14 protein-coding genes and 1 pseudogene are annotated in these 14,498 nt (G+C 72.9%); 4 read left to right on the forward strand and 11 right to left on the reverse strand.

The genetic code is table 11. From position 1 onward, the window contains the following. Window positions 1-18: 18 nt before the first annotated feature. The 5 genes and pseudogenes from IEY91_RS23425 to IEY91_RS23445 form a co-directional block, all read right to left on the reverse strand. Window positions 19-885 (reverse strand): geranyl diphosphate 2-C-methyltransferase, encoded by an 867-nt coding sequence (locus tag IEY91_RS23425; protein WP_189175555.1) that lies wholly within the window; start codon window positions 883-885, stop codon window positions 19-21. A gap of 45 nt (window positions 886-930) precedes the next feature. Then, a complete protein-coding gene (locus IEY91_RS23430; RefSeq protein ID WP_229697176.1) occupies window positions 931-1,986 on the reverse strand; it encodes a family 2 encapsulin nanocompartment cargo protein terpene cyclase in 1,056 nt (351 codons plus the stop codon). Next, complete coding sequence (locus IEY91_RS23435; RefSeq protein ID WP_189175556.1) at window positions 1,983-3,452, reverse strand: family 2B encapsulin nanocompartment shell protein; 1,470 nt, start codon at window positions 3,450-3,452, stop codon at window positions 1,983-1,985. The genes IEY91_RS23430 and IEY91_RS23435 overlap by 4 nt, the downstream gene beginning before the upstream one ends. A gap of 207 nt (window positions 3,453-3,659) precedes the next feature. Then, window positions 3,660-4,001, reverse strand: a pseudogene (locus IEY91_RS23440) (ATP-binding cassette domain-containing protein); the annotation flags it as partial. 71 nt (window positions 4,002-4,072) lie between these two features. Further along, a complete protein-coding gene (locus IEY91_RS23445) occupies window positions 4,073-4,864 on the reverse strand; it encodes an SDR family oxidoreductase (RefSeq protein ID WP_189175557.1) in 792 nt (263 codons plus the stop codon). Window positions 4,865-5,027: 163 nt separating this feature from the next. On the opposite strand from IEY91_RS23445, the gene IEY91_RS23450 reads away from it, so the two are divergent. After that, on the forward strand, window positions 5,028-5,975 hold the full coding sequence (locus IEY91_RS23450; RefSeq protein ID WP_189175558.1) for a helix-turn-helix transcriptional regulator: 948 nt from the start codon (window positions 5,028-5,030) through the stop codon (window positions 5,973-5,975). Here IEY91_RS23450 and IEY91_RS23455 read toward each other — a convergent pair. Both IEY91_RS23455 and IEY91_RS23460 read right to left on the reverse strand, forming a co-directional pair. Then, the gene (locus IEY91_RS23455) at window positions 5,873-7,303 is read right to left on the reverse strand and encodes a M20/M25/M40 family metallo-hydrolase (protein WP_164317421.1); all 1,431 of its coding nucleotides are present in this window, start codon (window positions 7,301-7,303) and stop codon (window positions 5,873-5,875) included. The two genes, IEY91_RS23450 and IEY91_RS23455, sit on opposite strands and share 103 nt — an antisense overlap. A gap of 100 nt (window positions 7,304-7,403) precedes the next feature. After that, complete coding sequence (locus IEY91_RS23460) at window positions 7,404-8,279, reverse strand: LysR family substrate-binding domain-containing protein (RefSeq protein ID WP_189175559.1); 876 nt, start codon at window positions 8,277-8,279, stop codon at window positions 7,404-7,406. A 57-nt stretch (window positions 8,280-8,336) separates the two neighbouring features. On the opposite strand from IEY91_RS23460, the gene IEY91_RS23465 reads away from it, so the two are divergent. Further along, complete coding sequence (locus tag IEY91_RS23465) at window positions 8,337-8,723, forward strand: DUF5997 family protein (protein WP_189175560.1); 387 nt, start codon at window positions 8,337-8,339, stop codon at window positions 8,721-8,723. 117 nt (window positions 8,724-8,840) lie between these two features. Here the strand turns inward: IEY91_RS23465 and IEY91_RS23470 are convergent, their stop codons facing one another. Together IEY91_RS23470 and IEY91_RS23475 are read right to left on the reverse strand one after the other, a co-directional pair. Then, window positions 8,841-9,212 carry an STAS domain-containing protein gene (locus tag IEY91_RS23470; protein WP_189175561.1) on the reverse strand — a complete coding sequence of 124 codons (372 nt, stop codon included), beginning with the start codon at window positions 9,210-9,212 and terminating at the stop codon, window positions 8,841-8,843. Between the two features lie 231 nt (window positions 9,213-9,443). Beyond that, entirely contained in the window at window positions 9,444-11,099 is a 1,656-nt protein-coding gene (locus IEY91_RS23475) for an MFS transporter (RefSeq protein WP_189175562.1), read from the reverse strand. 116 nt (window positions 11,100-11,215) lie between these two features. Here IEY91_RS23475 and IEY91_RS23480 point away from each other — a divergent pair, with 116 nt between their 5' ends. Together IEY91_RS23480 and fabG are read left to right on the forward strand one after the other, a co-directional pair. Beyond that, entirely contained in the window at window positions 11,216-11,980 is a 765-nt protein-coding gene (locus IEY91_RS23480) for a TetR/AcrR family transcriptional regulator (protein ID WP_229697177.1), read from the forward strand. A gap of 30 nt (window positions 11,981-12,010) precedes the next feature. Continuing rightward, on the forward strand, window positions 12,011-12,715 hold the full coding sequence (gene fabG / locus IEY91_RS23485) for a 3-oxoacyl-ACP reductase FabG (protein WP_164317432.1): 705 nt from the start codon (window positions 12,011-12,013) through the stop codon (window positions 12,713-12,715). Between the two features lie 22 nt (window positions 12,716-12,737). Here the strand turns inward: fabG and IEY91_RS23490 are convergent, their stop codons facing one another. After that, window positions 12,738-13,748, reverse strand: coding sequence for an NAD-dependent epimerase/dehydratase family protein (locus tag IEY91_RS23490; RefSeq protein WP_189175563.1), 1,011 nt, complete (start codon window positions 13,746-13,748; stop codon window positions 12,738-12,740). 100 nt (window positions 13,749-13,848) lie between these two features. Continuing rightward, entirely contained in the window at window positions 13,849-14,484 is a 636-nt protein-coding gene (locus IEY91_RS23495) for a dTDP-4-dehydrorhamnose 3,5-epimerase family protein (protein ID WP_189175564.1), read from the reverse strand. Between the last annotated feature and the right edge of the window lie 14 nt (window positions 14,485-14,498).

Consider the following 14,498-nt stretch of genomic DNA (forward strand, 5'->3'; position numbering starts at 1 on the left):
CCGCCCCGGCACCGGGGATCAGATCCGGTCGGCGGCGATGAGCAGGTAGTGGAAGCTGCCCTCTTTGTACGCCGTGAGGAAGGCGTCCTCGATGCCGGTGGCGAGGGACGACGCCGCCCGCAGCTCCCAGTACGGGAGCGTGGCCGCGGTCAGGTCCACCACGTCGAGCGGGACGAGGCCGTTGGCCGCGAGGGCCTTGAAATAGGCGCTCCTGGGGTGGATGTTGCAGGTGTAGTGCTCGTCGATGCGGCTGACGGCCTTGGAGCGAAGGCCCGTCACGTCGTTGGAGCACCCGGTGACGCAGACGTAGCGCCCGCCGTGCCCCAGGAGACGGGCGAGCTCTCCATAGAGCTCGTGCAGATCCACGTACATGGTGGTCTCGTTGGTCCACACGCCGCGGAAGGTGCCTTCGGCGAATCCGGTGTCGAGCATGTTCCGGAAGTGGAAGCGCACCGCTTCCCCGACGCCCCGCTCCTGGGCCCGGTCCTCGGAGAAGCCGACTTGGTACTCCGAGATCGTCACTCCGTCCACGTGGCAGCCGAAACGCCCGTGCGCCATGAGGCTGGTGCCGCCACGACCGGACCCGGCGTCGAGCAGCCGGTCCTGCGGCGTGATGTCCCCCAAGTGGTCCAGGAGCAGATCGGCCTGCGCCGTCTCGAGGCGGTGCAGCTCCTGGACGACCCGTTCCGTACGGGTCTCCTCGGCCCCAAGGAGCACGGACCGGTCGAACTCCCCTATGCCGTAATGATGGTGATAGAGGCGGTCGACGTCGCCGAGCAGCAGGTTGACCGGGTCCCGCTGATGGCTGTTCCAGTACGCGGCGACCGCTCGCTGGAAGTCGGTGCGCAGGACCCGTGAGGTCGGGGCGGGGGTGCTTGTGGTCATGGGATTCCTCCAAGTCCTCTTGCTCCGCCAGTGTGTGAATGTGCGTCAGTACGCGGGAGTGGTGGCGTAGCGGGCGCTGCCCGCGTGCCAGGCGCGGTTGCCGGCGAGCCAGGCGTGTACGCCTGCAAGGAACCGCGCCAGTTCCGGCGGTCCCAGGCGGCTCAAGGACGCCGCCGACGCCTCGAAGTCGCGCATCAGTTCGTCGTGGACGGCGGCGCTGCGCGCGAGTGCCTCCGCGAGGGTGCAGCCGTCTTCGGCGGCGATGACGACCGGCAGGTTGAAGTCCTGGTCGGGTCCGGCGTTCTCCCTGGCCATGCTGTACAGGTCGTTGACGAGCGCGCTGGCGAGCGCGGCCTTCAGGAAGGCGCGGCGCACCTGCGGATCCGTGTACGCACGGGTCGGCAGCCGGTAGCACTCGCCCGCGTCCACCAGCGCCAAGATGGGTGCCTGGCTGCCCATCTGACGGTTCACCAGGTACTCCCAGACGGAGGGCGTGCGCCCGGTGCAGCGCCAGACCGCCTCGGCGCTCGCGGCCTGGAACATCGACAACTGCTCCCGGCACGCTCGTGCCACCTGCGTGGGCGTGGCGTACCGGCCGAGGTGCTCGCGCGCGGACCTGAGCGCCACGAGGACCGGGTCGCTCCTGATGGCCCGGCGGAGGTCGGGTGCGTAGGCGGCGGGGAACGACGCCGGATCGAGCACGGTCGCGGCGATGGCCATGCGCGCCGCGGCCAGCTCCGGCACGGCACCGGCGCCGCGGTCGTCGCAGTAGTAGTCGTCCGCCGTCCAGGCCGCCACGGTGCACCGGCCGATGGCCAGGAGCAGGTCGGGGTCGTCGGTGCCGGGATGGGCGAGCATCATCAGCCGGCCGAAGTCCGTGACGCGCAGGCTGTCCAGGCGCCCTGCGTGGATCCCGACCTCCTCGGCCCAGTCGACGAGCCGGTCGTTGACCTCCGCGCCCAGGGCCGGGTCGTCACGGAGCACGTCGGGGCAGTGCAGCGGTGGCACGGGCAGTGCTCCGGTCCGTCCACCGGCCGCCGCCGACGCTCCCGGCGGGCGCAGCCGCGCCGCCGACGTGCCGAGCCCGGTGGGCCCGTTCACGCCTGGGCCGCCGTCGACGTGGCCGGGCGGGCACGGAGCCCGTCTTCGGAGCCGTAGTGACCGATCTCGACGTTCTCCAGGACGCCCAACGCACTCGGCAGCAGCACCGCCACCGAGTAATAGGCGCTCACCAGATAGGAGATGACGGCCTTCTCGTCGATGCCCATGAAGCGTACGGAGAGGCTGGGTTCGTACTCGTCGGGGATGCCGGTCTGGTGCAGGCCGATGACGCCCTCGTCCTCCTCTCCCGTGCGCAGCGCGATGATCGAGCTGGTGAGCGAGGGCGAGACCGGGATCTTGTTGCAGGGCAGGAACGGCACGCCGCGCCATCCGAAGACGTGGTGGCCGTGGAAGTCGACGCCGGGCTCGGAGATCCCGGCGCGGGTGCACTCGCGGGCGAAGGCGGCGATCGTTCGGCGGTGGGCGAGGAAGAACTTGGTCTTGCGCCGCATCGAGAGCAACTCGTCCATGTCGTCGGGGGTCGGCGGCCCTCCGCGGGTGGGGATCCGCTGCTTGAAGTCGGCGTTGTGCAGGAGCCCGAACTCGCGGTTGTTGATGAGCTCGTGTTCCTGCCGCTCACGCAGCGCCTCGACCGTCAGCCGCAGTTGCTGCTCCACCTGGTCCATCGGCTCGTTGTACAGATCGGCGACGCGGGTGTGCACGCGCAGCACCGTCTGGGCGACGCTCAGCGAGTACTCGCGCGGCGCGGGGTCGTAGTCGACGAACGCGCCGTGCAGGGTGGGTTCGCCCTCATGCCCCGAGGCCACGCCGATGTCGGCCTCGCCCCTTCTGTTCACCGGCGGTTCGGGGCGCGACACGAACTCCTCGACGTGCGCGCGCAGTTCGGGCGACCGGTCGGCGATCTCCTTGAAGGCCCGACGTGGCAGCACCATGAGCGTGCACGGTGTCATCGCCCTGACCGTGTAGGCCCAGCGGCTGTTCTTGTCGACGAGGGCGTCCTCTCCGAGGTAGTCGCCGTCGCTGAGGGTGCCGTGCGAGGTCTCTCCCTCGTACGCGGCGGCGCCGAGCAGGTCGGCTCTGCCATGGGCGATGACGACGAGCCCGTCGGCCTTCTGCCCCTCCTTGGCCAGGGTCGCCCCGGCCTCGACCTCCTGCTGCTCGAACCGTCCGGCGAGGCGCTTGAGCAGCGCGCCGTCGGACACCTCCCGCAGCAGCGGAATCTCCGTCAGCTCCGCGGGAATCACCTGCACTTGGCCGTCGGCGACCTCGCAGTCCACCCTGCCGTCGGCGACCGCGCACAGGAGCCTTCGGTTCACGCGGTAGGTGCCGCCCGAGACCTGTACCCACGGCAGAATCCTGAGCAGCCAGCGCGAGGAGATGCCCTGCATCTGCGGAACGGACTTGGTGGTGTGTGCCAGGTTCCGCGCCGTGCTCGTACTCAGGCTCGTCTGCGCCTGCGGCCCGTCCGGGGCCTCCACGTCCTGCGATGCCGGTGTCTCTGCCATGACACGCCGCTCCCTTCGCGTGTGCTGACGGTGACGTCACGGGTGCGTCCGACACGGGGGATCTCGGGTTCTCGCCCAAGTGGGGTGAAGGGGCACGCTGTTGCGCGTGCCGGGCGGGCCTCGGAAGGCGCCGCTGGACGCCGTGCGCCACGACAGACGATCTCAGCGTCACACACGCGAAGGCGGACCGCATGTTCACCGGTTCCCGGTGAGCACTTCGCGGGGCGGTCCTGAGGCGACCACGGATCCGGCGTGCAGCACGTGCAGGCGGTCGCAGACCGACGCGGCGGCGTTGAGGTCGTGCAGGGAGACCAGGGTCGTGCGGCGTGCGGCGCACAGCAGGGCGAGGAGGTCCACCCGCTTGTAGGGCGTACGTCCCATGGCGACGACCTCACGCACCGTCAACTCGAAGTCGTCGCCCCGCTCCTGCGGCAGCGCGGCCACATGCCGGGCGGCCCGGAAGGGGCTCAGCTCGCGCAGATCGGCGCCGTCGAGCAGCACACGACACCGACCGTCAGCTCCTGTGTCTCCATGGCGGTACGGCACACGCTGTCCACGACGACAAGAAGCACGCTGGGCGAGTTCCGGCGCGGTGCGTGACCGGGTGAGGAGGGTAGTGGCTACGCCTCCCGCGTGGGCAGCACGGAGATGTGCGACAGGTTCACGTGGCGCGGCCTGCCGACGGTGAACGCGATGAGTTCGGCGACGTCCCTCCCGGAGGGAATGCCCTCGATGGAACCCACGGCCTCCTGGACGGCGGCACTGATCGCGGGGTCCTCGATGTGGTCGCGCAGTTCGGTGTCGATCGTGCCGGGCTCGATGTTCGTGACGCGTACGTCGGCGGGGCTCAGCCGGGCGCGCAGGTTGCGGGAGAGGTGGCTGAAGGCGGCCTTGGTGGCGGCGTATCCGGCGAAGCCGGGCAGCACGGTCCGGGCGGCGGCCGAGGAGATGTTGACCAGGTCCGCGTGGCCGCGTTCAGCGGCGGCTGCCAGCAGGTCCGGCACGAACGCCTCCACGACGGCGAACGCCCCCGTGACGTTCACGTCGATCATGCGCTGCCAGTTGGGGCCCGCGGACCCGTCGAGGAGGTCGGGCAGGGCGAGGCCCGCGTTGTTGACGACCAGGTCGACCCGGCCGAGCCGGGAGCGGACATCGGCTGCGGCGGCCGCGAGGGACTCGGGATCGGTCACGTCCGTCGGCAGGGCGAGCGCGGTGCCGCCCGCCTCCTCGATCCGTGCGACGTGCCCGGCGAGGCGCTCCCCGCGCCGGGCGAGGAGGGCGACCCGCGCGCCCTGTGCGGCGAGGACGTGCGCAGTGGCCTCGCCGATGCCGCTGGAGGCGCCGGTCACGACGGCCACGCGGCCGGTGAGGGGGCGGGCGAGGGACGCGGCCTGCGGGGTGGTGAGGGCCATGGTGGTCTCCCTGGTGTGCGGGGACGCGCCGCGTTCGTGCGGTGCGTCTCGTGGACCCGACTCTGCTGGAGATCCACCGGCCCACCCAGGGCTCCGTCCGACCCTGGGTCTGCCAGAACCACCCTCCGCCGGGCAGGCGAACCCTGTACCGGACACTTGATCCATGGACTTCCGCACCGAACTCGCCGCGTTCCTCCGCTCCCGCCGCGCCCGGCTGCGTCCGGAGGACGCCGGAGTCCGGCCGTTCGGCGGCCGCCGCCGGGTACCCGGGCTGCGGCGCGAGGAGCTGGCTGAGCTCGCCGGGGTCAGCGTCGACTACTACGTACGACTCGAACAGGGCCGCACCCACAACGTCTCCGACAGCGTCCTGGACGCCGTCGCCCGGGTCCTGCGGCTCGACGACGCCGAGCGCGCGCACCTGGGCCACCTGACCCGCGCCCTGCGCCACCCGGCGTCGACGCCGCCCGCCCCGCAGCCGGTCAGGGCGGGCGTCAAGGTCCTCCTGGCGGCGCTGGACGAGGTGCCCGCGTACGTCGTCGGGCGGCGGCTCGACGTACTCGACTCCAACCGGCAGGGCCGCGCGCTGCTCGCCGACTTCGACGCGCTGCCCGCCGAGCGGCGCAACGTGGCGTGGCTGCACTTCCTGGACCCGGGCGTGCGCGGCCTCTACCCGGACCGGGAGGCGTGGGAGGACACCGCCCGGGACACCGTGGCGGCGCTGCGCATGGACCTCGGCCGGCACCCCTGCGACGACCGCCTGTGCGATCTGCTCGGTGAACTCTCCGTCCGCAGCGAGGAGTTCCGCGCGCTGTGGGCCGAGCAACTGGTGCGCGAGCACTCCCACGGCGTCGAGCGGCTGCGCCACCCGGTGGCCGGTGACCTGACCCTGCGCCGCGAGACGCTGCGGCTGCCCGACACCCCGGACCAGGCCCTGGTGACGTACGCGGCCGAGCAGGGCAGCCCGTCGAGCGCGGCACTCGCCGTGCTGGCCGGGGGCGGCGCAGCGTCTCAGCTCTGGGGCGCGGGGAACGCCACGGGGCTGCGCAGGCCGGAGCGGCCGACCGCGCGCACGCCGAAGAAGACGTTGTCCTTGGACAGGTCGACGGTGTGACGGGTGGCGTCGCCGACGTCGATCACATGCGTCCACTCGGACGCGGTCGTCTCGCGCCACACCACCTCGTACCCCGCGAGGTCCTTCTCGGCGCCCCGCTCCCACACGAGTTCGGTCTCGTTGGTCAGCGCGGCGGTGCGGATCTTCGCGCCGCGCGGGGTGCCGGGCGCCTGCGCGAGGCTCCACACGGCGGCTGCGTTGACGCGGGCCACGCGCGCGACGTACGGGAAGTCGCAGAACTCCGGCAGGTCCCCGTACTGCTTGCCGTCGACCACGCGGACGTCCTGGTGCTGGTGGGCGTAGTCCTCGGCGGGCTCGGTGAACCGGGCCGCCGGGTAGGCGCGTTCGAGGAACGGGATGTGGTCGCCGCCGCGCAGATAGCGGTCGCGGCGGTAGATGACGCGGACCCGCATGCCGGTGGCGTCGTTGTCGGCGACATCCCTTACGAAGCGGGCGAGTTGGCGTGAGGGCGAGTCGTTCTCGCCGCCCACCGAGCGCCGGACGGCGGCCTCCTCGGGGGTCTCGGACGAGGGCACGCCCTCCGCGAAGAGCCGGATCGTACGCGGGTCGCGGCTGCCGTCGTCGGCGGTGGGGCTGCCGACGATGTCGTTGGTGAACATCCCCTGGACGTCGGCCTTCTGACGCTTGTACAGCTCCGCCATGTGGGCCGCGCCGTACAGCCCCTGCTCCTCCCCCGCGACCGCCGCGAACACGACGGTGGCGGCGAGGCGCCGCGCAGCCATCACCCGGGCGAGCTCCATGACGACCGCGACTCCGGAGGCGTCGTCGTCCGCTCCGGGTGCGTCGCTGGTGAAGTCCATGGGGTCGCTCGCCCGCGAGTCGTAGTGCCCCGACACGACGTACAGCCGGTCCGGGGACCCCGACCCGCGCAGGGTCGCGACGACATTGGTGATCCGCGTCGGCTCCGGGATCCGCGGGCCCGGCTCCTGGACGTACGATTGGAGCTCCACGCCCATCCGGCCGCCCGACGCGCGCGCGTAGCGCCGCATCTCGGCGAGGATCCAGTCCCGCGCCGCGCCGATGCCGCGTACGGGATCGTCCTGCGCGGACAGCGTGTGCCGGGTCCCGAACGCGGCGAGGCGGCGCACGTTCGCCTCGATGCGCCGGTGGTCGATCTCCCGCAACAGCGCGCGCAGTTCGCGCGGCGGGTCCTGTGCGGTGGGGCCAGGGCCGTTCTGTACGGCGGCGGGGCCGTGGCCGTCGCGTGCCGCGGCGGGGTCCGCCTGGAGCCCGACGGCTCCGGCCGTGGTGGCGGCCGCGGCGGCGGCGAGGACGGTACGCCGGGAAGTGCCCGTCTGCTCCGACATGCGGCCATAGTCATGGACACCACAAGCCGCCGCAAGGGGGCGTGGGGGTTGGGGTGCCGGGTGGGAGTGCCGGGTGGGGTGGGCCGGGCCCGCGTCGCCGCTACGAGCGGCGGCGGGGCTTCCCGCGCTTGCCGCCCTGCGAGCTGCCCGCGCCGCGCCGCGCGTTCCGGCCCGCGGACGCCTTTCCGGAGCCGGATCCGGACCCCGAGCCGGACCCCGACCCTGCCTTGCCGGACGAAGGCTTCCCCGAGGACGTCTTGCGGGCCGCGGCCTTGCCCGACGCCGCCTTCCCGGTCGCCTTACGGCCCGCGCCGCCCGCGTCCGGACGCCGGCCGTCCGACTTCGCGGTCTCCGCCGTCTGGGCACGGCGGCCGCGCGTGCTGTTGACGGTCCGGCCGCGGATGATGCCGATGAACTCCTCCACCAGGTCGGTGGTGGCGTCCTCCGGCCACGAAAGGACGACGCTCGACTGGGGGGCGTCGGTCAGCGGCCGGTACGTGAGGTCCCTGCGGTGGTGCAGACGGGCCAGCGACTGCGGTACGGCGAGCACGCCGATGCCCGCGGCCACCAGCTCGATCGCGTCGGCCGTGGTGGCGGGGCGCTCGAGGGCGGGCCGGCCGGGCAGGGTCTCCCAGGCGAGGGTGTCGTCGAGGGGGTGCAGCACGATCTCGTCGGCGAGGTCCGCGACGCCCACCTCCTCGGCCGCCGTCACGAGGTGGTCCTTGGGGACGACGACCACGGTCGTCTCCGTGTACAGGGGGATGGCGCTCAGGACCGTCCGGTCGACCGGGAGGCGGACCAGGCCCGCGTCGGCGGAGCCGTCCCGCAGCACGCCGTCCGCGTCGGCCGGGGCCACGGGGACGAGGGTCAGGGGGACGTCGGTCAGCCGTTCGTTCCAGACACGCACCCACTTCGCGGGTGTCACCCCCGGGACATAGGCGAGCCGGAACGAAGGAGAAACTTCCGAGCCTGTCACCCCGCCAGGCTACCCGGCGTGGTCGGAGGTCGCTCACACGCTCGATACCCTGGTCACATGACGTCGCACCAGAGCACCCAGACCATGAAGCCCGCGACCGCGGCGAAGAAGCTGGGTGTGTACCTCGAGGCCACCCCCGCCGATTTCCAGGAGGGCGTGATCTCCCGGGCCGAGCTCAACGCACTGCAGACCGACCCGCCCCAGTGGCTGCGGGACCTGCGCCGCGACGGCCCGCACCCGCGCCCGGTGGTCGCGGCGAAGCTCGGCGTCTCCATCTCGGGCCTGGCCCGCGGCGGTGTCACCGACGCGCTCACCACCGAGCAGATCGAGGCCCTCAAGACGGAGGACCCGGGGTGGCTGCGCCGCGAGCGCGCCACGCAGGCGGAGGTCCGCAAGGAGTCGGTGCGCCTGAAGGAGAAGCAGCGCGAGGGCGACGAGAGCTGACGCGACAGCGAGCAGCCCGACGCGAGAACGGCCGGCGCGAGAGCGCGCAGCGCCCACGTGAGACCGGCTGCCGGACCCCGGGCGGGAGCCGGGGCCCGGCAGCCGGACGCCGCCGCGTCACACCGGCGAACCCTTCGCCCCGGTCATGAGCGCCGTCTCCAGATCCCCGGCGATGTCGAACGCGTCCGTCAGCCCGGCAAGCCGAAGGATCTTGCGGAAGAACGGGTTGTCGACGACGAGGGCCACGCCCGCCTGACGCCGCCGCGCCTCGTCGCGGGCCCGGCACAGCAGGGTCAGACCGCCGCAGTCGAGGAACGTCACCGCCCGCAGGTCGAGGACTAGGTCACCGCGGCTCTCCCGGGCGAGCCGGGCGAGCGGGGCGGCGAGGACCTCGTCCGCGAGGATGTCCAGCTCCCCCCAGAAGGCGACTACCAGCCGTTCCTGCCGTACGTGCGCGTGGAGGCCGAACTCGGCTTGGTCCTCGAGCATCGTTCCCCCTCATGGCACCGTGAGTGCGGCGGCTCCGGGGTGAGCCTGTGCGATCCACCGGCGGGGTCTCTGCGATGAGCTGTCGCCACCGGGGACAGGGGTGGCACGTTCTTGCCCTTGGCATACCCGTCGCGCGGAGAATAATGCAACTGCCCTGCATTAAACAAGAGTTGGCTTGATCCCACTGACACGTGCAAGAGCACGGCCCGCGCCGGGGCAGGTGCCTGACGCTCAGTCACGCCCGTCCCGGCCGAGCCCTGTGGCCAGGCACTTCGCGCCGGCCCACAGCGCGTGCACGACAAGGACGAACGTCCAGATCTTGCCGCCGTCCTCCCCCACCCGGGCGAAGCCCGACTCCTGGCCCGCGCCGTGCAGCAGCACGTCGACGCTGTCCTCGGTCGCCAGGTCGTACAACCACGACAGCCCGAGAAGCAACAGGACCACCTGCGCGACGGCGAACACGACCGCGTGCCGCCCGAGTTCGCGCAGCACCTGCTGTCGGGTCTTGGGCGGTTCGTCCCGGACGGGCGTGCTCTTCGTGACGTCGGCCCCCGGCTTCGGCAGCGGCGCGGGATCCGGCTCGGGATCCGGCTCGGGATCCGGCTCGGGATCCGGCTCGGGATCCGGGTCCGGCTCCCGCTCCGGCGGCGGTGGCGGTACGTCGGCGACGCCGAGGCGGCGTACGGCACGGGGCACGACCACGGACCCGGCCAGGATCAGCACCGCCGCGCTGAGGCAGGCGACGGTCCAGTCGGCACCGTCGTAGAGCACGCCCGCCGCGAGGGCGCCGACCAGCGCGCCCAGCAGGTTGGCCGACTCGTACACCCCCATCCCGCGCCCCGCGTGCTCACCCGATGCCTCGGCGATCACGGCCTGCTGGATCGGGATGACCGCGGCCCAGGCGAGCCCGCTGAGGATCCACAGCGCGGCGATGACCACGGGGTTCGGCGCCCAGGCGAGGCCCGCTGCGAAGGCGGCGCTGGCGAACGACGCGCACATCAGGATCCGGGTGCGGCCGAAGCGGACGACGTAGGTGTGCAGGCGCTCCGCGGCGACGCTCATCGCGATGGCGCCGGGCAGGAAGACGTAGGCGACCTGGATCACCTCCAGGTCGAACTCGCGCTGGAGATGCATCAGGAGCAGCAGGGAGATCGCGGCCTCGGCCGCCATGGTCACGACCACGGCGATCAGCATGGGGCGGAGCCTGCGCCCGACGGCACCGAGCCCGGCGATGGCGGAGCCCGCCGTCACCTCCTCACCGCCCGGCTCCCCCGCCGGTGTTCCCCGCGGCGCCCGCGGGACCTGCCTGCGGGGCGAGGACAGCAGCAGCGCGGCGGCGAGCAGACAGGCCCCGGCGCACAACCAGAAGACGCCGTCGAAACCGATCTCGCCGATCAGCACCATGCCGGCGACGAAGGCCACCCAGGACCCGGTCTCCTGTGAGGCGAGGAGCCGGGGGAAGACCGCGGAGTCCTCCGCGAGCCGTTCGCTGATGATGGCGCGGACGGCCACCCACAGCAGGGCGCCGCCCACTCCGCCGACCGCGGCGGCGGCGTAGGCGAAGGGCGCGTCGTGCGCGAGGGCGTAGCCGGCGGCGGAGGCCGCGTACAGGATCGCGCCCGTCGCGGCGACGTAGCGGCGCTCGAAGAGGTCGGCGAGCACGCCGGCGATGGGCCGCGCGATCACGGAGAGGGCCATTTCGACAGCCATGAGGATGCCGACCTCGGTGGCGCTCAGACCAAGTGCGGCGCCGGCCCAGAGCGGAAGGATGAAGTCGAAGAGCTCGTTCGGCCCGTTGGTGAACGCGGCCGCGTACAGCGTGCGCTGCTCGCGCCTGCGGGGCGCCGCCGGGCTCTTCGTCGTCTCCGCGGGAAGGTCTCCGATCATGCGTCCGCCCTAACTCCGAGCACCGTTCGGTTAACTCCGAACGGTATACTGAGTTACGTGCTGATCGCAAAGAGTCGACCGCTCACGACAGCCGGGAAGCCGGAGGGCGCGCCCTGGTGACGGATCCGCTGACCACCTCGACACCCCAGGAGCGCGCGCTCGCGCTGCTCTGGGGCAGGGACACGCGCGGCGCGCGCGGACCGGCGCGCGGGCTGACCTTGGAGCGGATCGTCGAGGCTGCGATCGAAGTGGCCGAGCGGGACGGCCCCGCCGCCATGTCGCTGCGCCGTGTCGCCGCACATCTGGGTGTCGGCGTCGCCTCGCTGTACACGTACGTGCCGGGCCGGGCCGAGCTGGAGGCCCTGATGCTCGACGCGGTGGCGGTCGGCCGGACCCTGCCGCACGAGCTCCCCGGCGACTGGCGCGCCAAGCTGACGGCGCTGGCGCACGACGACTGGCGGGAGATCCGCCTGCACCCCTGGGTCCTCGAGCTGGGCGTGGCCGAGCAGGTGCCGGGGCCGAACATGCTGCGCTGGCTCGACTCCGCGCTGCGGATCTTCGACGGCACCGGGCTCAGCGAGGCGGAGAAGCTGTCGGCGATCGAGACCGTGGACGCGTATGTGCGCGGGCTCGGGCGGCTGCGCGGCCCTGGCGGCCGCCCCGGGAGCGGCTCTCCGGAGCCGGGCGGGACCGACACCGACGCCGAGGACACGCGGGAACGCGACCTGGCGCTGGGGCAGCTCGTGGACTTCGACCGGTATCCGGCGCTCCTGCGCGCGCTGGCGGCGGGCGTCATGCCGTACTCGGGGGCGCCGTTCGAGTTCGGGCTGCAGCGGCTCCTGGACGGGATCGAGCAGTTGGTGATCCGCCGCTCCACGTAGGCGCGCGGCGGCCGGACAGGGGAGGAAACGATGGGGCGTTCGGTTCTGGTCACGGGCGGGAACCGTGGGATCGGGCTCGCGGTCGCCCGCCGCCTGGCCGCGGGCGGCGACCGGGTGGCGGTCACCTTCAGGTCCGGCTCCCCGCCCGAGGGGCTCTTCGGGGTGCGGTGCGACGTCACGGACGCGCAGCAGGTGGACCGCGCGTTCAAGGAGGCGGAGGCCGAACACGGCGCGGTGGAGGTCCTCGTCGCGAACGCCGGCATCACCCGTGACCGGCTGCTCGCGGTCATGACGGAGGACGACTTCGACGCCGTGCTCGACACCAACCTCGGCGGTGCCTTCCGCGTCGCCAAACGCGCCGTGCGCGCCATGATGAGCGCGCGCGGCGGCCGCATCGTCCTCGTCTCCTCGGTCTCCGCCCTGCTCGGCACGGCGGGGCAGACGAACTACGCCGCGTCCAAGGCGGGTCTCATCGGCTTCGGCCGCTCCCTCGCCCGTGAGCTGGCCCCGAGGAACATCACCGTGAACGTCGTCGCGGCCGGCCTCATCGACACCGACATGACCGCGTCCCTGCCCCAGGCGCGGCGCGCGGCCATGACCGCCGCCGTACCGCTGGGCCGCGCGGGCACGGCGGAGGAGGTGGCGACAGTGGTCGACTTTCTCGCCGGGCCGGGCGCCGGGTACATCACGGGGGCCGTGGTGCCGGTGGACGGGGGCCTGGGGATGGGGCACTGACGCCGGTCAGAGGGCAGGGCAGTCAGAGGGCGGTCGGACCCCGCAGTCGCGCCCCCTCCACAGCCCGTCCCCGCGCCAGCGCGCCCACCGTGCGCGCCAGCCCCTCCGGCAACGCCACCCGCGGCTCCCAACCGGTGGCCTTCCGGAAGGCGGTGGCGTCGACCGTGAAGGTGTGGAAGTCGGCGGGGGTCGCGTGGTCGGGGGGTTCGACGGTGACCACCGGAACCGGCGTGCGGTCCGTGTGGTCCGCGCTCATCCGGGCCACGGCGCGAAAGAGATCGCCGAGCGTGGTCGTCCGGCCCGTGCCCACCACCCAGTGCCGGCCGACGAGTTCACCGACGCGGTCGAGACCGGTGACGAGGGCACGCGCCGCGTCGTCGACGTGCAGCAGGTCCCGGCCGATGGTGCCGTCGCGCCACACCGTCAGCGGCTCGCCGGCCAAGGCGCGCCGGGTCATGGCGGTGACCACGCCGCCGTCGGCCGCCGTCGGCGTGCGGCTCTCTCCGTACACGGTCGGCAGCCTGAGCGAGACCGCGCGCAGCACTCCCTCCCGTGTGGCGTCCAGGAGCGCCCGTTCGGCGAGGGCCTTGTGGCGGTCGTAGGCGCTCGCAGGCCGGTCCTCCTCGGTGCCGTCGATCCGGGCCCGGGACGTCAGCCCCACCTGGCTCGCGGAACCGGCGAAGACGCACGCGGGCCGTCGTGCTCGGGGCGCCGCACGCAGTGTGTCGACAATTCCGTGCACCATGCCGACGTTGACCCACTCCCCCAGCGGGTCGTCGTCGGTGCGCCAGGCGCGGGCGCCGGTCCGGTGGCAGACGAGATGGACGATCGCGTCGGCGTCGCCGACGGCGGCGGCCAGGCTCGCGGCGTCCGTGAGGTCGGCCGTGCGCACCTCGACGTCGGCCACCGCGCCGTCGGGGACAGCGCTGGGACGCCGCGCCACCAGGCGCAGCCGCAGGCGCCGCCGCGCGAGCAGCGCGGCGACCGCGGAGCCGAGAAAGCCGGAGGCGCCGAGCACGACGACGCGGGGCATGCCGGTGTCGCCGTCCGGTCCCCCGGAACGCGAGCCCTCTCCCCCCGAACGCGAGCCCTCTCCTCCAGAACGCGAGCCCTCTCCTCCGGAACGCGGTGCCTCATCCATGCCGCTCCCCCGCCCCCGCAAGGGCCGCCTCCCGCAGCCGTGAGTCGAGCCGCAGGCACGTCTCGTACTCCGGCAGCAGGCCCGCCCGTTCGGCCGCCGCGAGCGTGGGCGCGGACCGGTCGCGGGGCGACAGGATCCGCGGCATGTCCTCGCGCAGGGGCAGCGCGAGCGCGGGGTCGAACACCGACACCGCCTTCTCGTCGTCGGCCGCGTACCCCCCGGAGAGCAGGTACTCCATCACCGTGTCGTCCTCCAGGGCCTGGAACGCGTGGCCCACGCCGACCGGCAGGTGCACCGCCTCGAAGGTCACCTCGTCGAGGACCAGACAGTCCCAACTGCCGTACGTGGGCGAGCCCAGGCGCAGATCGACGACCAGGTCGAGCGCGCTGCCGCGGGCACAGTGCACGTACGTGGCCATGCCCGGCGGCGTACGCGTGAAGTGGACGCCCCGGATCACCCCGCGCCGGGACCGGCTGTGCCCGGTCTGCGCCACCGGGAACAGCGGGCCGCCGACGGCATGGGTGAAAGCGGGCCCTTGGTACGGGGCGACGAACAGGCCGCGTTCGTCGGGGAAGACGGTGGGGGTGAACGCGTACGCGCCGCGTACGCCCAACTCGTGTGTCCGCACGGCACATTTCCTTT

It is taken from the genome of Streptomyces lasiicapitis, from assembly GCF_014646335.1.
Lineage (GTDB): Bacteria > Actinomycetota > Actinomycetes > Streptomycetales > Streptomycetaceae > Streptomyces > Streptomyces lasiicapitis.

What these genes read in the sequence shown, in the direction of transcription:
- IEY91_RS23425 (WP_189175555.1), bottom strand. Translation starts at nt 885, where the DNA reads ATGACCACAAGCACCCCCGCCCCGACCTCACGGGTCCTGCGCACCGAC.
- IEY91_RS23435 (WP_189175556.1), bottom strand. Translation starts at nt 3,452, where the DNA reads ATGGCAGAGACACCGGCATCGCAGGACGTGGAGGCCCCGGACGGGCCG.
- IEY91_RS23445 (WP_189175557.1), bottom strand. Translation starts at nt 4,864, where the DNA reads ATGGCCCTCACCACCCCGCAGGCCGCGTCCCTCGCCCGCCCCCTCACC.
- IEY91_RS23450 (WP_189175558.1), top strand. Translation starts at nt 5,028, where the DNA reads ATGGACTTCCGCACCGAACTCGCCGCGTTCCTCCGCTCCCGCCGCGCC.
- IEY91_RS23455 (WP_164317421.1), bottom strand. Translation starts at nt 7,303, where the DNA reads ATGTCGGAGCAGACGGGCACTTCCCGGCGTACCGTCCTCGCCGCCGCC.
- IEY91_RS23465 (WP_189175560.1), top strand. Translation starts at nt 8,337, where the DNA reads ATGACGTCGCACCAGAGCACCCAGACCATGAAGCCCGCGACCGCGGCG.
- IEY91_RS23470 (WP_189175561.1), bottom strand. Translation starts at nt 9,212, where the DNA reads ATGCTCGAGGACCAAGCCGAGTTCGGCCTCCACGCGCACGTACGGCAG.
- IEY91_RS23475 (WP_189175562.1), bottom strand. Translation starts at nt 11,099, where the DNA reads ATGATCGGAGACCTTCCCGCGGAGACGACGAAGAGCCCGGCGGCGCCC.
- fabG (WP_164317432.1), top strand. Translation starts at nt 12,011, where the DNA reads ATGGGGCGTTCGGTTCTGGTCACGGGCGGGAACCGTGGGATCGGGCTC.
- IEY91_RS23490 (WP_189175563.1), bottom strand. Translation starts at nt 13,748, where the DNA reads ATGCCCCGCGTCGTCGTGCTCGGCGCCTCCGGCTTTCTCGGCTCCGCG.